The sequence below is a fragment of the Peptoniphilus sp. BV3C26 genome, assembly GCF_000478985.1.
GTDB lineage: Bacteria > Bacillota > Clostridia > Tissierellales > Peptoniphilaceae > Peptoniphilus_B > Peptoniphilus_B koenoeneniae.
The window spans coordinates 1-19,369 of record NZ_AWXB01000058.1 but is presented as its reverse complement, the minus strand read 5'-3'; the positions used below and the strand labels follow the sequence as shown (position 1 = coordinate 19,369).

The window sequence follows — 19,369 nt, the reverse complement described above, 5'->3', positions numbered from 1 at the left end:
ATGAAAGCTATAATTGTAGGTGGAGGAAAACTAGGTTCAAGATTATCTTCTGCTCTTTCGATAGAAAATTATGATGTTACAGTGGTTGATAAATCGGAAAAAGCAATTTCAGATATAAATTCCAGTTTAGATGTTTTAAAGGAGCTGGAAATATCAAGCTATGACCTATTAATTGCAACTACTACTTCTGATGAAGCTAATGTACTTATTTGTACTGTTGCAAAAAAATTAGGCTGCAATAAATGTATTGCAAGGGTAAGAAATCCGGAGTATCACAAGCAAGTTGGCTTTATTATTGATGAGCTGGGAATAGATCACATAATAAACCCAGACTATGCAACCGCCCTTAATATTGAAAAATATTTGCTTAAAAAATATCTTTTAATGACAGATGAATTTGCAGGTGGCAAGGTAAAACTTGCTGAGTTTAACATTCAAACGGATGAAAATTTTGTGGGAAGAGAAATAAAAGATCTTGAGGATTTTGAAAATCTTTTAATTGCAGCTGTGTCAAGAAACGGAGAAACAATCATTCCCTATGGTTCAACTGTTCTTGAAGAAAATGACGTTGTTCTTATATGTGGCCCAAGAAAAGAAGTTGATTTATTTGACGAGAAACATTCTGGCATAAGAAAGTCCAGAACCGTTCAAAGAGTAATGATCTTAGGCGGAGGAAAGCTGGGTTTATATCTGGGGCTTTTGCTAAAGGAAGATAAAATTGATACAACTATAATAGAAATCGACAGGGAAAGATGTATAAAATTAAAAGAGCGTCTTCCCAATGCAACTATTATTAATGGTGACGGAACCAACCTGACTCTTCTTGAAGAAGAGATGATGGATACAAATGATGCCTTTGTAGCTGCAACAGGCATTGATGAAACTAATTTACTTATGGCTCTTTCCGCTAAGCAAATGGGAATTTATAAATCTGTTGCCAAGATTTCAAGACCTAATTATAACCAGATTCTTGAAAAACTATCTCTTGATGGAGCTTTTAACACATCATTTATTACTGCAAGTGAAATTTTAAGGATATTAAGAGGTTCAGGTTCCCTATCTGTAAACCTTATGCTTGATGGCGATGCTGAGTTTACTGAAATCTTAGTTAAAGAGGGAGCAAAGATAATAAATAAAAAAGTTATGGACTTAAATCTTCCCCAAGGAATACTTCTAATTTCTGTTTTAAGAGATGAAAAAGCTTTTATTCCCAACGGAAATACGGTTTTGGTGCCGGGAGACAGGGTTGTTGTATTTTGTACTCATGAAAATATACAAACATTAAAGTCCATATTTTACAATAAAAAGAAAAAGAAGAGTGATTTTATAAATGAATTATTCAGTGGCATTTAGAATAATAGGATTTCTTGTGGGAATAGAGACCTTTTTTATGGTTCCTTCCCTCCTGATAGGATTTTTTAATCAAGAAGCCTCTCTTAATTCTTTTATCATTACTATTGGGATTATGCTGGTTTTCTCAGTGTTTACAAGTTTTATAACGGAAAAGAGCAGAAGGCTTACTCCTAAAGATGGGCTTTTGATTGTTTCTTTAGGTTGGATATTTGCAGCTCTATTTGGAGCTTTACCCCTATATTTGTCAAAAAGTGTACCAACTTATATAGATGCTTTTTTTGAAATTGTTTCAGGTTTTACAACAACTGGAGCAAGTGTTATAGATGATATAAGTAAGATTCCCAAATCAATAGTTCTTTGGAGAAGTGTAACTCACTGGATAGGGGGAATGGGAATTCTTGTATTTACTCTATCTCTTTTGCCGAAACTTGGTGTTGGAGGTTTTCAAATATTTAAAGCGGAAACCCCAGGACCTGTAGCAGGTAAAATTGAACCTAAAATGAGTGAAACTGCAAAAAGACTTTATATAATTTATATGGGTATAACAATCATTTTAATAACTCTACTGAAAATTGGAGGAATGACCCTTTTTGATTCTGTAGTTCACACTTTTGGAGTAGTGGGAACTGGAGGTTTCTCTTCTTACAGCGATAGCTTAATGAGCGTAGATGGAGCCTATATTCCTATTGTAATGAGTGTTTTTATGGTTCTTTGCGGAACCAACTTCACCATGTACTATTATCTATTAAAGGGAAAAATTAAAAACATTTTTACAGATGAAGAATTTATACACTATTATTTTATAATTATAGGGGCAATAATTTTAATAGGCCTTGATTTATTTTTCAGTGGCTATGGAAGTTTTGGAAAATCTTTTTTAGATTCAGCTTTTCAAGTTACATCCATAAGTTCAACATCAGGATTTGCCAGTGCAGATTATGACCTTTGGCCTGTTTTTTCAAAATACATTTTATATATTTTATTTTTCATTGGTTCCTGTGCAGGTTCTACTGCAGGTGGAATGAAGGTAATAAGAATTGTTGTTATATGGAAACTTATAAAAAGGGAAATTATAAAGGTTATCCATCCTAATGCAGTTGTGCCTATAGAAATAAACGGAAGAAATTTAAGCGATGAAGTTGTATTTGGAATAGCTGCCTTTGCAGGAGTCTATATTATAGTTCTTGTCTTAGGATCAGCCCTTGTTTCCCTTAGCGGTTTGGATTATGTCAGTGCTACATCTTCTGTAATGACCATGCTTTCTAACGTAGGTCCAGGTTTTGGAAGAGTGGGTCCTACACAAAACTTTTTGTTTTTTAATGGAGGATATAAGCTTATGTTTTCCTTCTTTATGCTCTTAGGAAGACTGGAATTTTTCACTCTCCTTGCTCTTGTAGCACCGGGAAGAAAATCATAGGAGTCAATATGAAAATAATTATTTTCGGCGCAAACGCCATATCTCAAAAACTTGTTGATGTTCTTCAGGTTTATGAAGACCAAGTTCTTGTTATAGATAGGGATTCTTGGGAATTTAATAATTTTAAAAAGAGAAATGCAAAATTAATTTCAGCTAATTTTTTTGACCAAGGTCTTATGGAGTCTTTAGAAATAAAAGATACAGACTATGTCCTAATTTTAACTGAAGATGACAAAATAAATCTTTTAATATCAAGACTTGTAAGAAATTATACAAAAGGATTTATTATAACTAAGATGAATTCTTATGACGATATTAATGATATTTTTGATTTAAAGAAAAGTTTAGGGATAGATTATATATTAAATCAGGATTTAGAAAGCTCAAGAAATATTTTAAAACTTGTTGAAGATGACATAGGAATAAAATCTGATGTCTTTGCAGGAGGCAAGGTAAGATTAATAGATTATAGCGTAGAGCTTGATCCGGAATTTATAGGAAACAAAATTTCTGAAATAGGAAGTCTTTCCACAATACTTGTAGTTGGAATTTTAAGAAAGAATAATCTTATTATACCTAACGGAAATACCGTTTTAGACGAAGAGGATAAGTTGTACTTAATGGGCCTTACTGATGATATTATTTCTTTCAGATCCAGACATTTCCATTTTACCAATGTAGAAAAAAAGAAAGATATGATAATTATTGGAGATTCGGGAATAACCAGATCTTTAATAGATACTGCCAAGGAAATAAATATAAAAGTAATTGAAGAAGATTCAAAAAAGGCAAAGGATTTAAGAAACAAATATGAAGATGCCTTTGTAATAAGAAATTCTTTTAAAGATGTTTTAAAAAAGAGCAGAGAAGAGTTTACTAGTTGTGATGCTCTTTTAGCCCTAACATCTCAAGATGAATTAAATATAGTAACCTGTCTTATGGCAGACGGAATTGGAATAAAAGATATAATTTTAAAAGTAGAATCTCAAACTTACAATAAATTTTTGGATAATTTGCCAGCAAGTGCCATTATAAATCCATCTATGATAGCTGCAGATAAAATCTTAAAACTAATGAAAAAAGATGGAGGGATGAATTTATACCACATGTTTGCAGATAGGGCTGAAGTTTTTGAGATTACCTTAAAAGAAGGCTCAAAAGTTGAAAATTTAACTTTAAAAGAATTAAGCCTTCCTGAAGGTATGATTATAGGTGCAGTTGTAAGAAAAGACGGTTCTGCAATTATACCAAGAGGAAATTCAAAAATTGAAAGAGGAGATAGACTTGTAATATTTTTTAAAAAGAAAAATAGGGATAATCTTATTCAATTTTTAAATGGAGAAAATAAAAAATTATTTCAATCTCTTTTCGAGTCATAAGGAGTCTTAAATGGATATTTTTAAAAATGATTGGAAAGAACTTTTAGAAGATGAATTTAAACAAAACTATTATAAAAGTTTAAGAAGTCTTTTAATAGAAGAGTATAAAAATCATCAAATTTTTCCTAAGGCAGAAGATATTTTTAATGCCTTTCACTATACGGCTTATAAAGATATAAAAGTTGTTATCTTAGGTCAAGACCCTTATCACAACTTAGGGCAAGCTCATGGGCTGGCATTTAGTGTGCAAGAGGGAGTAAAAATTCCACCATCCCTTTTAAATATTTATAAAGAATTAAAAGATGACTTAGGAATAGAAGAAGCCCATACAGGGTGTTTAATTCCATGGACAAGAGAGGGAATCATGCTTCTTAATACAACTCTTACAGTAAGAGCTCACAATCCTATGAGCCATTCAAAAATAGGATGGGAAATTTTTACTGACCATGTAATTGAACTTATTGATAAAAAAGAAGAACCCCTTGTTTTTATTCTATGGGGGTCCCATGCAAGATCTAAGAAAAAATTATTAAAGAATAAAAATCACCTAATAATTGAAGGACCACATCCCAGTCCTCTTTCAGCCTATAGGGGATTTTTCGGCTCAAGACCCTTTTCAAAAGCAAATTCATTTTTAGAAAGTAAGGGAGTAAGACCACCAAGCTGGAGGCTGGACTAATGATAAAATCAAAAATGTTTACTTATGATGAAATTTATATAGATGGAATACAAACTTATGTAATTAAACCAAAAAAATAGAAGACAAAATAAAAACCCTTATTTTTTATCATGGTTGGGGTTCAAATATAGAAAGACAAGTTTTTAGAGGAACAATTTTTGCAAGTTATGGCTACCAAGTAATAATTCCCGAAGAAAGAAATCATGGTTCAAGAGGAAACTTAGATTATGAAGATGCAAATACCATTAAGGAATATTTTTTCAGAACTCTTATGGGAAATGTAGAGGAATCTACAAGAATTTATAAGCATGCAATAAAAAACTTAGGAGCTGATGAAAATAATATAATTATAGGAGGCCATTCTCTTGGCGCCATAAGTGCCGGAGCAATTTTTACCTTTAATAAAAAAATCAAAAGTCTTTTGTCCTTTAATGGTTCTATGGAATTTGAAGAACTTGTAAAAGAAATATCTCAAATTCAAGGGGTAGAAACTTATGAAATGATGAGAAGAAATGAATTTATAAGAACTTTAAACCCAATCAGGTATCCAGAAAATTTAATGAATAGAAAAATTTGCCTTTTAAACGGTCAAGATGATGACACTGTAAGTAATTCAATGAACGAAAAATTTTACCAAAGCATAAAAGAAAAGTATAAAAATAAAAAAGACCTGTGTTTTGAAAAATTTGAAAAAACAGGCCACCAATTGACAACTCAAATGCTTGAAAGAGCTTTGGAATTTTTAGAAAATTAAAGAGCTAGGTCGGAACAAATCCGCCTAGGCTCTTATTTTTTTGTATATTTTTAAAATTTCTTCAGTAATATTTTCAATAGACTTTGTTCCATCGATTACATAATCGGAAATATCCCTATAATTTTCGGAAATTTTAATTCTTTTTTCAACAATTTCCCTTTTTTCTCCCCTTGTCATAAGTCTTTTAAAAATAATTTCTTTAGGAATTTCTAAATAAATTGTTGTGCAGGGGATTTTTTCCTTTAAAACTTTTGCACCATTACCATCAACGGTTAAAACAAAATTGTAGGAACTTTTTGCAGCATTTACAATGGATTCTTTACTCGTTCCATAATAATTATTTGCATAAATTGTATATTCAAAGAAAAAATTTTTTTTAATTTTATCTTCAAATTGTCCTTTATTTATAAAATTATAAGATTCGTGATTCTTTTCGCCCTCTCTAATGGACCTTGTTGTATATGTAACAATTTTTTTAAAATTATAAGACCTTTTTAAAATTTCAGCCTGAGTAGTTTTTCCACTTCCCGATGGCCCAAGCAAGATAAGTAACATAAAAATCTCCTCTCAGTCAAATAGACTTTGGTTATCAAATATATTATAATTCATTTTAGGAGGAATTTATGAAAAAATTAAGTATCATTTTACTTTCTTTTCTTTTAATATTGACAGGATGTTCTAAACCTGTTGAAAATACAAAAGAAAAAGAAGCGAATAAAGAAAAAGAAACAATAAAGATAGCAGCTCTTAAAGGACCTACAGCTATGGGTCTTGTGAAATTATTTAACGACAGCGATGAAGGAAAAACAGAAGTAAAGTATGAATATAAAATTTTAAACAGCCCCGATGAAGCCGTAACAGGCCTTATGAAAGGGGAATATGATGTTTGTTCTCTACCTTCAAACTTAGCGGCAATAATAAACAACAAAAAAGAAGACTTTATAAAAGTTGCAGCCATAAATACTTTGGGAGTTTTGTATATTGCATCAACAAATGACCATGTAAAAACAATTGCAGACTTAAAGGGAAAGACTCTCGTTACCAGTGGTCAGGGAGCTTCACCGGAATTTGTATTAAGACATCTTCTTATAGAAAATGGATTAGATCCAGATAAGGATGTAAACATTCAATATAAAAGTGAACATAGTGAAGTCGTATCAGACATTGTTCAAAATAAAGACCATATAGTAATGCTTCCCCAACCCTTCTTAACAGTAGCACAAAAAAAAGTTGAAGGTTTAAAAGAACTTATAAATCTTACGGAAGAATGGGATAAGCTTAAAGATTCAGGTAAGCTTATTATGGGAGTTACACTTGTAAGAAATGACTTCTTAAAAGACCATGAAGAAGCTTTCAAAACATTTTTGAAAGAATATAAAGAATCTGTAGATTTTACAAAAAATGACGAAGCTGCAAAGCTTGTAGGAAAATATGAAATAGTTCCTGAAGAAATTGCAAAAGAGGCACTGCCAAAGTGCAATATAACTTTTATTGATGGACAAAAAATGGAAGATGATCTGGCAAATTATTTAAAGGTGCTTTATGACCAAGATAAAAAATCAGTTGGAGGAAAACTTCCCGGTGAAAATTTCTACTACAAGTAAAAAAATTTTAAGGGGATTTTTTTGGATTTCCATTTGGTTTATAATTTCATATGTAAAAAGGAGGGAGATACTTATAGTGTCTCCCCAAGCTGTATTAAAAAGACTTTTTGAAATTTTAAGGGAAAAAGAGTCTTACCTTAATATTTTAAACACCTTTTTAAGCCTCATAGAGGGCCTTTCAGTGGCTTTAATAATAGCTTTAATCTTATCATACCTATCTTATAAATCTATGGCTTTAAAAGAACTTATAGAGCCTCTGATAAAGACAATAAAGTCCATACCTGTTGTAAGTTTTATTATTTTTGCCTTGATGTTTTTTAAAATTGAAAGCTTAGGTTTAATTATTTCTGCAATTGTAATAATTCCCCTTATCTATATAAATATTATGGAGGGTCTCGGCCAAATTTCTATGGATTACATTTTTATGGGTAAAATATTTAATGTAAGACCCTTTAAAAAATTTAAGTACATATATTTTGAAAGTTTAAAACCCTATTTTTTAAGTTCTCTTTTAATAAGTTTAGGATTCGGTTTTAAAAGTATAGTTGCGGCGGAAGTAATAGGCCATCCTAAATACGGACTAGGCTCGAGGATATATGATTCAAAAATTTATTTGGACATGGAAGGTTTAATAGCCTGGACAATAATAGGAATCAGCTTAAATTTTTTTCTTGAATTTATTATAAAAAGGATAAAAAGTAGATGGAACTGATCTTAAAAAATATTTGTAAATCTTATGGAGATAAAAAAGTTTTAGAAAACTTCAATTTACATTTAAAAGATGAAAAAATTTGCCTTATAGGTAGATCAGGATCTGGAAAGACCACCCTTATAAAAATAATAAGCGGTCAAATAAGACCTGATAAGGGGCAAATAATTTCTTCAGAGCCCCTTAAACCATCAATTGTTTTTCAAGACAATCTTCTTTTTGAAAATAAAAGTGTAAGAGAAAATTTAAGCTTTGTAAAAGAACTTACAGATTTTAAGTACGAAAGAGAATTAAATCAGGTTGGACTTTTTAATCTTTTGGACATGAAAGTTGGAGAGCTTTCAGGGGGCATGAAAAGAAGAATAAGTTTTATAAGAGCTTCTATATATGAGGGAAATATTTTGCTTATGGATGAAGCTATTCGTGAAGTTGATGAGGACACAAGGATTTTAATGCTTAATTATATAAATAAAAATTTGAAAAGTCCCTTAATTTATGTAAGCCACAGATTAGAGGATGCAGAAATTTTAGGGGCAAGAGTAATTAATATTGAATAAATGAAAATTTAAAGTTTTCATAAAAGGGGTATAAAAAACAATATGGCATTTATAGAAGTAAAAAATTTAGTTAAAAAATTCATAACTGGATCATCAACCGTGGTTGCAAACGACAACATTTCCTTTGAAATAAATAAGGGAGAATTATGTCTTATAATAGGTCCATCAGGGGCAGGAAAAAGCACACTCCTTAATATTTTAGGAGGTATGGACAGGGCAGATCAAGGTCAAGTCATAATTGATGGAAAAGATCTTGTAAAATTAAATGAAATGGAACTTACAACTTACAGAAGGGAAGACATGGGTTTTGTTTTTCAAAATTACAATTTAATTCCAAATCTTACGGCTCTTGAAAATGTTGAACTTGCATCTCAAATAATAGAAAAGCCCCTTGATGCTAAAGAAGTTTTAAAAGAAGTGGGCCTTGAAAATAGGATGGATAATTTCCCGGCACAACTTTCAGGAGGAGAACAACAAAGGGTTGCCATAGCAAGGGCAGTTTCAAAAAATCCCAAAGTTCTCTTATGTGATGAACCTACAGGAGCTCTTGATTATAAAACGGGAAAGCAAGTTTTGAAAATTTTGCAAAATACTGCAAGAAAAACGGAAACCACAGTTCTTATAATTACTCACAACACTATGATTGCTCCAATAGGAGATAGGGTTCTTGAAATAGTTGACGGCAAAGTGGGAAAATTAACTGTAAATGAAAATCCCAAAAATATAGATGAAATAGAGTGGTAGTATGAAAAGACCACAAGGTCTTAAAAAAGACACATTTAGAGAAATAACAAATACAATTTCAAAATACATTTCAATTATTTTAATTGTAGGCCTGGGAGTATTTGTCTTTGTAGGTCTTATTACAACAGGACCTCTTATGAGAGATACTTTGGAAAAAAGCATAAAAAAATCAAATATGGAGGACATAAGCATAACATCAGCTTTGGGTCTAAAAGAAAAAGATCTTCGTATACTTGAAAACCTTGAGGGCATAGACAAACTTTCATTAGACTATGACGAGGATCTTTTTGTCGTGGGAAAAGACTTTGCCATAAAAGTTTTATCTATGCCAAAATCCATAAGTCTTCCCAATATTATAGAGGGAAGGGACATAGAAAATGAAGGGGAAATAATTTTAGATAAGGCCCTAAAAAAAGAGGGCTACAAATTAAATGATTCCATAAGTTTAAAAAAAGAAGTTAATAAATTTACTTCTAAAGATGAAAAAAGGGACGATCATCTTAAAAATTATACTTATAAAATTGTGGGCTTTGCAGATTATATTGAAAATGTAAAAAATATTACAAGGGGCAACAGTCAAAGGGGTCTTGGAGAGCTTAAGGGTTTTGCCTTTGTTGAAAGATCCAACTTTTTATCTGATCCTACAATTGCAAGGATAATTTTAAAAGATACTGAAAATTTAAAAACATCTTCCAAAAAATATCAGGATCTATTAAAAAAATATGAAGATGAACTGGAAATAGATTTTAAATATAGGCCTAAGGAAAGGCTGGAAGAATTAAAACTTGACATAGAAGATAAGATTGTAGAGGGCGAAGACCAGATAGACTCTGCAAAAGTTAAGCTTTTAGACGGAAAAAACGAACTTGAAGAGGGCAGAGAAAAACTTTCAGATGCAAGAGAAAAATATAAAGACGGAAAAAATAAGTTTGATGAAGAAAGTCAAAAGGGCAGAGAAAAATTAAGTGAGGCTAAGGAAAAACTTGCTGACGCAAAGAAAAAAATAGACGAAAATCAAAGCAAAATTAACGATGGACAAAATCAGTTAGCAAATGGAGATTTAGATTTAAGAGGGGCTAAGGTCGAACTTGAAAAGGGCAAGGCTCAGTACAATAATGGAAAAGAAGAGCTTGAAAAGGGAAAGGGAAAATTAGAAGCCACAAAAATTTCTTTAGATCAGGCAAACAATCAACTTATTGAGGGAAGAAAAAAACTTGATCAAGGTTGGGAGAAGATTAAAAAATCTCAAGAGGAACTAAAAGAGGCTGAGGAAAAATTAAATCAAGGAAAAAAACAATATGAAGATGGAAAAGCTCAATATGAAAAGGGCCTTGAGGAGCTTCAAAACAGCGTTCCTGGTGGTAAAGGAAAAAGCCCCGAAACTATAAAGTCAGAGCTTCAAGTAATAAAAGACATTTTAGTAAATAATCCTGAAATTGAAAAAATTTTACCTGAATTAGGTAAACTAAATAAAAATATAGAAGATCTTAATAATAAAAAAAATAGAACTTGAAGGAAAATTAAATGAGCTTTTAAGCCTTCCTGAGGAAGAACAAAAAAAACATCAAGGAGAAATTTATCAGTTAAAAATTCAAATTGCAGCAATAGAAACTCAACTAAAGACCTTGGAAGAAATAAAAAATAAAATAAAGGACTTGGAAGATAAATATGGCATAGGAGATTTGGACTTATCCAAAATAAACTTAGAAAACATAAATGCTGGCATAGAGGGTGCTGATAAATTAATAGAGGCAAAAAAAGAATTAGATAAGGCACAAATTCAGTTAGCTGAAGGTCAAGCCAAGTACGATATGGGAAAAGATGCTCTTGATAGGGGCATAAAACAAGCCCAAGAAGGAGAACTTGAATATAAAGAAAATTACGAGAAATACTTAGACGGTCTAAGGCAGTATGAAGAAGGACTTAAAAAATTAGAAGATTCGGAAAAAGAATTAAATGAAGCTAAGGAAAAACTGGATAAGGGCGAAATAGACTACGATAGGGCAAAATTAAAATATGATGAAAACTATAAAAAATTTATAGAAGGTAAAAGTCAGTTAAAAAGCGGTCGTGAAGAATATGAAAGAGGCCTTGAAAATTATAAGTCTGGACTCAAAGATTTTGAAGAGGGAGAAACAAAGGGCAAAAAGCAATTAAAAGATGCCCTTTATGAAATAAATAAGGGCCAGAGAAAACTTGACAAGGGTCAAAGAGAATATGACGAAAAATCCCTTGAAGCAGATGAAAAAATAAAAGACGGCTTAGATAAAATTAATGATGCAAAGAGAATTTTAAAAATTTTATCCCAACCTTCCTATGAAATTACGCCAAGACACTTAAATGAAGACATAAACACTTACATTGATTATGCTCATAGAGTAGATCTTTTAAGTCTTGTCTTTCCTGTATTTTTCTTTTTAATATCAATGCTTGTATGTTGGACAACGATGACAAGAATGGTTGAAGAAAATAGAATAAATATAGGAACTTATAAGGCCTTAGGTTACAGCAACAGGCAAATTGCATCAAAATATTTCATTTACGGAGAATCTTCAGCCTTAATAGGTGGAATAATAGGAGCTTTAATAGGAGCCTTTGCCCTATCAAGATTAATAGGCAATTCTTATTCCGTTGATACGATTTTTGAAAAAAATTTAATTTTTAAATTTTACCCAATAAGAACTTTATTTGCCATTATAGTAGGGCTTTTGGCAACGGGAATAACGGCAATGATTTCCGTATATGCAAGCCTTAGAAATAATGCGGCAAATCTATTAAGAGGACCTGCTCCAAAGGGCGGAACAAGAATTTTAATAGAAAGAATAAAACCTCTTTGGAAGAGACTTTCTTTTTTACAAAAAGTAACTGCAAGAAACTTATTTAGGTACAAAAAGAGAATGATAATGACTGTAATAGGAATTATGGGTTGCAGTGCACTTTTAGTTTTGGGTTTTGGAATAGAGGGTTCCGTTAAGGGAATAAAAGACAAGCAATTTAAACAAGTTATGAAATATAATTTGGCAGTCTTTTACGATAGGGAAATTGACAAAAAAAGTTTTGATAAATTTAAAGAAGGAATAAAAAAAGACCAAAGAATAGAAAAATATGCCTCCTTTAATATGTCCAATTTTAAAAGTAAATTTAATAAAATTGATCAAGATGTAAGTCTTGTAGTTCCAGAAAACTTAGAAGAATTTTCAGAATTCTATACTTTAAGAACAAGAAAAAATAAAAAAGAAATAAAACTTACAGATAGGGGAGCTGTTATTACCGAAAAACTAAGTAAATTAAAAAAGGTAAAAATTGGGGACAGTCTTGAAATTAAAGATAAGGACGGAGAAATTTATAAAGTTCAAATAAGCGGAATTACAGAAATGTATGTGGGACATAATTTATTTATGACTCCAAAGTATTATGAAAAAGTATTTGGTAAAAATTTTGTGTCCAACTGTGAGGCTTTAAAACTTAAAAACCCAGAAGATATAAGTAAAATATCCAAGGACTTTATGGACTATAAATGTTCCACTTCAACAATGAATGTAAGCGTCCTTGAAAAAATTTTGGACAACTTTATGAGCTCCATATATCTTGTGGTAGCAACAATAGTCCTGGCATCATCAATGCTTGCGGTAATAGTATTATATAACTTGACAAACATCAACATAGAAGAAAGAAAGAGAGAACTTTCCACAATAAAAGTTTTGGGATTTTATCCAAAAGAAGTAACAAGTTATATTTATAGAGAAACTTGGATTTTAACAATAATAGGAATAGGAATAGGACTTTTAGTAGGAAAGATTTTACACTACGGAGTTCTTCAAGTTGTAGTACCCTATATGGCAATGCTGGATCCGGTTTTAGTGAAGAGAGCTTATTTATTTTCAGCCTTAATTACAACTATAGTAACATTTTTTGTAATGTTGATTTTCCACAAAAAACTTAAAAAAATAGATATGGTTCAAGCTTTAAAAGCACAAGAATAAAAAAAGCTTCCCTATTTCAGGGAAGTTTTTTAATTTAAAATAAAAATTTTTTCAAAAATCAATAAGATTAAACTTATTAAGAGACTTATTTTATTTGGAAAACAAAAGATTAAAGAAAAAATCAAAATATTAATAAAAAGAGCATCTCTGTCCTTAAAATAATTTTTCTTAAAACTTTTTCTTAGAACTTTTGAATTTGTGGACGAAATAAAAATAGCAAGGTCCTCCTTATCCCTAAAAGCGTAATAAGTTCCCCCGATATAAGCGCAGTAGTCATAGAAAATCGGATTGCTTATTACCATAAGATTTGAATTTTTTAAATAATTATTAAGATTTTCGATCTCTCTTTGAGAAAAAATAATTTCATTAAAGCTTTTGCCTTTGAAGAAAAGTTCAATTGATAAAGGGCTCATAAAATAGTCTCCTATCATTTAAAATAAAGATTAACTATATAAGTAAATTATAGACGATGATAATTGATAAAACAAGAAATTTTTAAATGATTGAATTATCAATTGAAAAGAAAAATGCAAATAAAATTTAATACATTAAAAGAAGCCTTAAAGCCATTTATTAAGGATGTAAAAATTTAGACCTAAGATGCAATGGAAAAAATTCTGTGGTACAATGGGGAAAGGAAAGAAAAATAAATAAAAATTTGGAGGGTTTTATGAGAAAAAAAATAATTTTAGTTTTTTCACTTATTATGACAATGCTTCTTACAGCATGTACACCTAATATGCAAGCATTTTTAGGAGTTTCTCAAAAATTAAACGCTTGGGAAGCAACTAAACAATCAGGAAAAGTTGAAGTTGAAGTTGAAGCATTTGACAAATCAACAAACAAAAAAGTGAAATTTGAAATGCCGGCAAAGTTTGAAGGTATTTCACAAAAAGAAAAAGCACAAATGTCTATTGAATATGATTTAAGCAATTTTAAAAAATTATTACAAGAAGATGAAAGTGCACCGGAAATAAAGGTTCCCGATAAATTTAAAGTTGAAATCTTTATAGACGGAAATAAGATTTATGTAGATAAGGCTGCTTTTAAGGTATTAGCTGACTTAAGTGGCAAAAAAATGGATATAAAAGAAGACTATGTTCTACTTGATGCTTCAGAAGACAAAAAAGAAATGGATCCAAGCTATGATAAGCTTATGGAATATTCTAAATCAGGAGAATTTACAGCTGATTTAATTAAATTTACAGACCAAGCTTTAAAGGGCTTTAAGCCAAGTAAAGATATGGAAATTAAAGGCAACACTTACAAATATGAAGCAAGCCTTGAAGAAATTTTAAAAGATGCTAATGCAGGTTTAAACATAGTTGCAAAAAATTGGGATAAGGCTTCTGAAACTTTAATTCCAATGCTTGAAAAGATGGGAATTAAGGCACCAAAAGAAGATATCAAGAAAGCTTTTGATAATTACAAAGAAAATGATTTAACAAAATCACTTCCTCTTGATGAAAAAGCTTTGAAAGATTCAAAAGTAGAATATTCACTTGAAGTAAAAAATGACAATGAATATGAAGCTGAATGTGAAATTAAACTTGTTATTCCTGAACTTATGACAATGACAGTTGAATCTGAAGTTAATTCAAAAAGAGAAAAAGACGTAACAGTTCAAATGCCTACATCTTTCAAAAAGCTTTCTCAAGCAGATCTTATGAAATTATTCAGAGCAGATAATTCTCCTATAATTTTAGTAAGCGTTGAAGGAAAGATGATAGAATTTGAAGACCAAGAACCTGTAATTAAAAATTCAAGAACTTTAATTCCCTTTAGAGGAGTTTTAGAAAACTTAGGAGCAGAAGTTAATTGGGACCAAGAAAAGAAAATGGTAACAACAAGTCTTGGAGATAAAAAAATTGAAATGACAATCGGACAAGAAACAATAAAAGTTGATGGAAAAGACGTTAAACTTGATGTAGCTCCAATGATTATAAACAACAGAACTATGATTCCTTTAAGAGGAGTTTTAGAAAACTTAGGTTATAAAGTTGGATTTGAAAAAGTTGGATCTGAAAAAGATGGTTTGATTTATTCAATTGATATTACAAAATAATTAAAAAAAGCAGCTCTATTTAGGCTGCTTTTTTATTTGTCTTAATTTTTTATAAATAAGATCCGTTAAAAACTTAGAAACATAAGAAAGAATAAGGCCTAAAAATATGCCGCCTATAATATCTGTAGGGTAGTGGACATAAAAATATAATCTGGAAAAGGCCACAAGGCTTGCAATTATATAAATTATTTTTCCAAATCTCTTATTGTAAAAATAAATGGAATTTGCACTTCCTATACCACTATAAGTGTGGCCTGAAGGAAAGGAAAAATCTTTTGGAGGATTTATTTTAGGAAAAATTCCTTTTACAACAAAGGGCCTGGGCCTTGCAATAAGAGGTTTTAAAATTAAATTTCCAAAAATTCCACATAAAATTAAAGTTATTAAAACATTTAAACCTATTTTTCGAGTTTTTTTCCAACTAAAGAGCCAAATACCTATAAAAATAAAAAATATTCCGCAATTTCCTAAACTTGTAATTAATAAAAAAATAAAATCCAATAGAGGATTTGTCATGTTTTGAATAAGATCAAGTAATTTAAGTTCCATGTAAATTATTATACTATAAAAAATTTACAAAAAATTTAAAAAATTTAAAAATTTTTTATAAAAGTGTTTTAAATAAAAAATAGAGGGTATATTAAAAATACCAAGAGATTGGTGAACAGAACCTTGAAATCCATCCAACTTTCTAAATAATTATTGACCGTTTAATCGCTTTAAGCGTTTATATAGAGTCTTGATGATTATAACTTGTTATTTTAAATAACAAAACAAAAGTAGGATTAGAGAATGAGATGAAATTTAATAAAAATTTTTTTCTCAAAAATTTAGAGTAGGATTTTTGAAAAAAGAAAAAAGTTTGATTTTAAATGTAATCACATTTGGCAACTAAAACGCGATTTGTAAGTTTGTTTAAAAGGATTTTGCAGCTGCAGTTTTACTTGTTATGTGAATTGCAAAAAGCAAAAGAAAGGTAGTAGAATGATAGAACCAAAAACATTTGGTTGGATGGATTCTTGGAATAACTGAAAAGAGAATGTAGTAATAATTGATTACACATTCTCTTTTTTGTTTATGGTGGACATGAGAGGAATCGAACCCCCGGCCTAAGCTTTAGGAGAGCTTCGCTCTATCCTACTGAGCTACATGTCCATGTGAAGTATATTTTAATTTACTGAAAGATTATTGTCAAATAGGTAAAATATTGGAGGCAAAAAATGAATTATCCCACAAAAGAAAAAGCTTTGAAACTTTTAAAAAAATATAATAAAGAAGAATTCCACTTAAGACACGCTTTCACCCTTGAAGAAGTCTTAAGATACTTAGCAAAAAAAGAAGGAGAAGATGAAAATTTTTGGGGTCTAGTAGGTCTTTTACATGATGTTGATTATGAAAAGTGGCCTGAAGAACATTTAAAAAGGACTCCAGATATTCTTAAAGAAATAGATGCTCCTCAAGAAATGATTCATGGAATATTAAGCCACGGACATGGAATTTGTAGTGAGGTTAAACCTGAGAAAAAAATGGAAAAATATCTCTATGCTGTTGATGAACTTACAGGTCTTATAGGTGCTTGTGCCTTAATGAGGCCAAGTAAATCCACAAAAGATATGGAACTTAAAAGTTTGAAGAAAAAATTTAAAGACAAAAAATTTGCAGCAGGTTGCTCAAGAGATGTAATAAAAAAGGGAGCTGAAAACTTAGGCCTTGAATTAGATGAACTTTTAAGTATTACTTTGGAAGCAATGAAAGATAGGGAAGATGCAATTGAAGACCATCTTAGAAAAAACTTATAAATTATTTATGATTGAAACAAGGATAATTTTGGTATAAATAAAATGTATATCTAATAAATTAAGAGGAGGTAAAAATATGGGTTGGCTTATGAGTATTATAGTTGGTGCAGCCGCAGGTTGGATTGCCAGCATGATAATGAATAAAAATGAAAAAATGGGAGCTCTTGCAAATATTTTTGTAGGTATCATAGGAGGTTCCATAGGTAGATTTGTTCTTGGTCTTGTAAATGTTCAAGCTGGTCAAGGAGCAGTGCCTTCACTTTTAGTGGGCGTTTTTGGAGCAGTTATCTTACTTTGGATAATTAACAAAGTAACAGGAAAATAAAATTAAAGGCTACTGAAAATTTTATATAAATTTTAATTTTAAATTATATTTGCTTTTTTAAAAAACTTACTATATAATTCATAATTAATTAAAAATTTAAAGTTTATAGTGTTTTGAGTAGAAAATCAGACTCTTTAGAGAAGGACCGGTTGGTGAAAGGTCTAGAGAAAAATTTTTGAACATGGATTCACTTTATCCCCAATCGGGGCGTTTTCCACGTTACGGACTTAGAGGCTTAATATAATTTAAGCAAATTAGAGTGGTACCACGTCCTCGTCTCTATCGAGGACGTTTTTATTTGTTAATTTTAGGAGGTTTTATGAGTAAAAAATATTATTTAACAACACCTATTTACTACCCAAGTGACAATCTTCACATAGGACACACCTATTGTACAGTTGCAGCAGATGCACTGAAAAAATTTAAAAAAATGCAAGGATACGATGTTTTCTTTACAACGGGTTCTGATGAACATGGACAAAAGCTTATGCAAAAAGCTCACGAATATGGAATGGAACCAAAAGAATATATAGACCACATAGTAGAAAACATTAAAGCTCTTTGGGCAAAAATGGATATTGATTATGATTCTTTTATTCGTTCAACAGATGAGCAACATGAAAAAAATGTTCAGGAAATTTTCCAAAAACTTTATGACAAGGGAGATATTTATAAGGGTCAATATGAAGGATATTATTGCACTCCTTGTGAATCTTTTTGGACTGAATCACAACTTGGAGAAAATCACACTTGTCCAGACTGTGGAAGGGAAACTCACTTATCTCATGAAGAAGCATATTTTTTCAGACTTTCAAAATATCGCGACAAACTTTTAAAACTATATGAAGACCATCCGGAATTTATTCAACCGGAATCAAGAAAAAATGAAATGGTTAAAAACTTCCTTGAAAACGGCTTGGAAGACCTTTCAGTATCAAGATCAAGCTTTGATTGGGGAGTAAAAGTTCCCTTTGATGACAAGCATGTAGTTTATGTTTGGATTGATGCTTTAAGTTGTTATTTAACAGGTCTTGGTTATGGCTACAACAATGAAAGATTTAATGAGTTTTGGCCTGCTGATGTTCACCTGGTAGGAAAGGAAATTGTAAGATTTCATACAATTATTTGGCCTGCAATTTTAATGGCCCTTGATATGCCTCTTCCAAAACAAGTTTTCGGTCATGGATGGATACTATTTGATGATGACAAGATGAGTAAGAGTAAGGGAAATGTAGTTTATCCAGAACCAATTATAGAACTTTACGGAGTAGATGCTTTAAAATACTTTTTACTTCGTGAATTTTCCTTTGGAAGCGATGGAAGCTTCACAAAAGAAAAATTTATGGCAAGATTAAATTCAGATCTTGCTAATGACCTTGGAAATCTTGTATCAAGAACTGTTTCCATGATTGAAAAATACAAGGGAGGAATAATTAAAAAGTCCTCTGCAAAAACTGAATTTGATGAGAATTTAAAAAATATTGCAGTTTCAGTTAAAGAAAAAGTAGATAAGGCAATGGAAACTTATCAATTTTCCGATGCCCTTGAAGAAATTTGGAAACTTGTAAGACGTGCAAATAAATATGTAGACGAAACACAACCATGGGTTCTTGCAAAAAATTCTGAAGATAAGGAAAAACTTGAAAATGTTTTATACAATCTTGCAGAAAGTATAAGAATTATAAGTGTTTTAATCTATCCCTTTATAACAAATACTTCAAAAGAAATCAGAAGACAACTAGGAATAAAAGACCAAGTTAAATGGGAAGATGCTAGGCAATTTGGACTTTTAGATGGCGAAAAAGTCCTAAAGGGAGATGTGATTTTCCCACGTCTTGACATTGAAAAAGAAATTGAAAATCTTGATAAGGCAAATAAAAAATTAGCTGAAGAAAGAGAAAAAGATCTAAATGATTGGATTAAGCAAGCAGGAAAAAAGCTTAAGAAAAATGAAAAAGAAGAAAAATCAACAATTGTTGGCTTAGGAAAAGAAGAAATAAC

General features: G+C 30.7%; 18 protein-coding genes and 1 tRNA gene. 15 read left to right on the top strand and 4 right to left on the bottom strand.

The features are described 5' to 3' along the window. From trkA to HMPREF1253_RS09710, 5 genes are all read left to right on the top strand, one after another. Entirely contained in the window at positions 1 to 1,353 is a 1,353-nt protein-coding gene (gene trkA / locus HMPREF1253_RS06715; protein ID WP_023056058.1) for a Trk system potassium transporter TrkA, read from the top strand. Next, positions 1,331 to 2,770 carry a TrkH family potassium uptake protein gene (locus HMPREF1253_RS06710; protein ID WP_023056107.1) on the top strand — a complete coding sequence of 480 codons (1,440 nt, stop codon included), beginning with the start codon at positions 1,331 to 1,333 and terminating at the stop codon, positions 2,768 to 2,770. Before trkA ends, HMPREF1253_RS06710 begins: the two co-directional genes overlap by 23 nt. A gap of 8 nt (positions 2,771 to 2,778) precedes the next feature. After that, positions 2,779 to 4,149, top strand: coding sequence for an NAD-binding protein (locus HMPREF1253_RS06705; RefSeq protein WP_023056044.1), 1,371 nt, complete (start codon positions 2,779 to 2,781; stop codon positions 4,147 to 4,149). Between the two features lie 10 nt (positions 4,150 to 4,159). Continuing rightward, positions 4,160 to 4,828: a uracil-DNA glycosylase gene (locus tag HMPREF1253_RS06700; RefSeq protein ID WP_023056004.1), complete on the top strand. Its 669-nt coding sequence runs from the start codon at positions 4,160 to 4,162 to the stop codon at positions 4,826 to 4,828. 271 nt (positions 4,829 to 5,099) lie between these two features. Then, a complete protein-coding gene (locus HMPREF1253_RS09710; RefSeq protein WP_023056065.1) occupies positions 5,100 to 5,582 on the top strand; it encodes a prolyl oligopeptidase family serine peptidase in 483 nt (160 codons plus the stop codon). 24 nt (positions 5,583 to 5,606) lie between these two features. On the opposite strand, the gene HMPREF1253_RS06690 is transcribed toward HMPREF1253_RS09710, so the two are convergent. Then, a complete protein-coding gene (locus HMPREF1253_RS06690; RefSeq protein ID WP_023055996.1) occupies positions 5,607 to 6,137 on the bottom strand; it encodes a guanylate kinase in 531 nt (176 codons plus the stop codon). Between the two features lie 68 nt (positions 6,138 to 6,205). On the opposite strand from HMPREF1253_RS06690, the gene HMPREF1253_RS06685 reads away from it, so the two are divergent. From HMPREF1253_RS06685 to HMPREF1253_RS09700, 6 genes are all read left to right on the top strand, one after another. Then, entirely contained in the window at positions 6,206 to 7,186 is a 981-nt protein-coding gene (locus HMPREF1253_RS06685; RefSeq protein ID WP_023056082.1) for an ABC transporter substrate-binding protein, read from the top strand. Next, the gene (locus HMPREF1253_RS06680) at positions 7,164 to 7,898 is read left to right on the top strand and encodes an ABC transporter permease (RefSeq protein WP_023056085.1); all 735 of its coding nucleotides are present in this window, start codon (positions 7,164 to 7,166) and stop codon (positions 7,896 to 7,898) included. The genes HMPREF1253_RS06685 and HMPREF1253_RS06680 overlap by 23 nt, the downstream gene beginning before the upstream one ends. After that, entirely contained in the window at positions 7,889 to 8,452 is a 564-nt protein-coding gene (locus HMPREF1253_RS06675) for an ATP-binding cassette domain-containing protein (protein WP_023056013.1), read from the top strand. The genes HMPREF1253_RS06680 and HMPREF1253_RS06675 overlap by 10 nt, the downstream gene beginning before the upstream one ends. A gap of 42 nt (positions 8,453 to 8,494) precedes the next feature. Further along, complete coding sequence (locus HMPREF1253_RS06670) at positions 8,495 to 9,196, top strand: ABC transporter ATP-binding protein (RefSeq protein WP_023056103.1); 702 nt, start codon at positions 8,495 to 8,497, stop codon at positions 9,194 to 9,196. A gap of 1 nt (position 9,197) precedes the next feature. Next, the gene (locus tag HMPREF1253_RS09705; protein ID WP_023056074.1) at positions 9,198 to 10,709 is read left to right on the top strand and encodes a hypothetical protein; all 1,512 of its coding nucleotides are present in this window, start codon (positions 9,198 to 9,200) and stop codon (positions 10,707 to 10,709) included. Positions 10,710 to 10,821: 112 nt separating this feature from the next. After that, positions 10,822 to 13,179 carry an ABC transporter permease gene (locus HMPREF1253_RS09700; protein ID WP_023056079.1) on the top strand — a complete coding sequence of 786 codons (2,358 nt, stop codon included), beginning with the start codon at positions 10,822 to 10,824 and terminating at the stop codon, positions 13,177 to 13,179. A gap of 29 nt (positions 13,180 to 13,208) precedes the next feature. Here HMPREF1253_RS09700 and HMPREF1253_RS06660 read toward each other — a convergent pair whose 3' ends face one another. After that, positions 13,209 to 13,592: a hypothetical protein gene (locus tag HMPREF1253_RS06660; protein ID WP_023056039.1), complete on the bottom strand. Its 384-nt coding sequence runs from the start codon at positions 13,590 to 13,592 to the stop codon at positions 13,209 to 13,211. Between the two features lie 257 nt (positions 13,593 to 13,849). On the opposite strand from HMPREF1253_RS06660, the gene HMPREF1253_RS06655 reads away from it, so the two are divergent. Beyond that, a complete protein-coding gene (locus HMPREF1253_RS06655) occupies positions 13,850 to 15,244 on the top strand; it encodes a copper amine oxidase N-terminal domain-containing protein (protein WP_023056042.1) in 1,395 nt (464 codons plus the stop codon). A 15-nt stretch (positions 15,245 to 15,259) separates the two neighbouring features. On the opposite strand, the gene HMPREF1253_RS06650 is transcribed toward HMPREF1253_RS06655, so the two are convergent. Next, positions 15,260 to 15,793: a phosphatase PAP2 family protein gene (locus HMPREF1253_RS06650; RefSeq protein ID WP_023056108.1), complete on the bottom strand. Its 534-nt coding sequence runs from the start codon at positions 15,791 to 15,793 to the stop codon at positions 15,260 to 15,262. Between the two features lie 529 nt (positions 15,794 to 16,322). Beyond that, positions 16,323 to 16,399 (bottom strand) — tRNA-Arg (locus HMPREF1253_RS06645). Positions 16,400 to 16,464: 65 nt separating this feature from the next. On the opposite strand from HMPREF1253_RS06645, the gene HMPREF1253_RS06640 reads away from it, so the two are divergent. The 3 genes from HMPREF1253_RS06640 to metG form a co-directional block, all read left to right on the top strand. Beyond that, positions 16,465 to 17,043: a hypothetical protein gene (locus tag HMPREF1253_RS06640; RefSeq protein WP_023056045.1), complete on the top strand. Its 579-nt coding sequence runs from the start codon at positions 16,465 to 16,467 to the stop codon at positions 17,041 to 17,043. Positions 17,044 to 17,119: 76 nt separating this feature from the next. Beyond that, complete coding sequence (locus tag HMPREF1253_RS06635) at positions 17,120 to 17,368, top strand: GlsB/YeaQ/YmgE family stress response membrane protein (protein WP_023056060.1); 249 nt, start codon at positions 17,120 to 17,122, stop codon at positions 17,366 to 17,368. Positions 17,369 to 17,687: 319 nt separating this feature from the next. Next, positions 17,688 to 19,369: methionine--tRNA ligase (gene metG / locus HMPREF1253_RS06630; protein ID WP_023056008.1), on the top strand; the 1,682-nt coding region annotated here is incomplete at its 3' end.

Excerpts from the sequence above, each read along its gene's own strand:
- trkA (WP_023056058.1), top strand. The coding sequence starts at position 1 with ATGAAAGCTATAATTGTAGGTGGAGGAAAACTAGGTTCAAGATTATCT.
- HMPREF1253_RS06710 (WP_023056107.1), top strand. The coding sequence starts at position 1,331 with ATGAATTATTCAGTGGCATTTAGAATAATAGGATTTCTTGTGGGAATA.
- HMPREF1253_RS06705 (WP_023056044.1), top strand. The coding sequence starts at position 2,779 with ATGAAAATAATTATTTTCGGCGCAAACGCCATATCTCAAAAACTTGTT.
- HMPREF1253_RS06700 (WP_023056004.1), top strand. The coding sequence starts at position 4,160 with ATGGATATTTTTAAAAATGATTGGAAAGAACTTTTAGAAGATGAATTT.
- HMPREF1253_RS09710 (WP_023056065.1), top strand. The coding sequence starts at position 5,100 with ATGGGAAATGTAGAGGAATCTACAAGAATTTATAAGCATGCAATAAAA.
- HMPREF1253_RS06690 (WP_023055996.1), bottom strand. The coding sequence starts at position 6,137 with ATGTTACTTATCTTGCTTGGGCCATCGGGAAGTGGAAAAACTACTCAG.
- HMPREF1253_RS06685 (WP_023056082.1), top strand. The coding sequence starts at position 6,206 with ATGAAAAAATTAAGTATCATTTTACTTTCTTTTCTTTTAATATTGACA.
- HMPREF1253_RS06675 (WP_023056013.1), top strand. The coding sequence starts at position 7,889 with ATGGAACTGATCTTAAAAAATATTTGTAAATCTTATGGAGATAAAAAA.
- HMPREF1253_RS06670 (WP_023056103.1), top strand. The coding sequence starts at position 8,495 with ATGGCATTTATAGAAGTAAAAAATTTAGTTAAAAAATTCATAACTGGA.
- HMPREF1253_RS09705 (WP_023056074.1), top strand. The coding sequence starts at position 9,198 with ATGAAAAGACCACAAGGTCTTAAAAAAGACACATTTAGAGAAATAACA.
- HMPREF1253_RS06660 (WP_023056039.1), bottom strand. The coding sequence starts at position 13,592 with ATGAGCCCTTTATCAATTGAACTTTTCTTCAAAGGCAAAAGCTTTAAT.
- HMPREF1253_RS06655 (WP_023056042.1), top strand. The coding sequence starts at position 13,850 with ATGAGAAAAAAAATAATTTTAGTTTTTTCACTTATTATGACAATGCTT.
- HMPREF1253_RS06650 (WP_023056108.1), bottom strand. The coding sequence starts at position 15,793 with ATGGAACTTAAATTACTTGATCTTATTCAAAACATGACAAATCCTCTA.
- HMPREF1253_RS06640 (WP_023056045.1), top strand. The coding sequence starts at position 16,465 with ATGAATTATCCCACAAAAGAAAAAGCTTTGAAACTTTTAAAAAAATAT.
- HMPREF1253_RS06635 (WP_023056060.1), top strand. The coding sequence starts at position 17,120 with ATGGGTTGGCTTATGAGTATTATAGTTGGTGCAGCCGCAGGTTGGATT.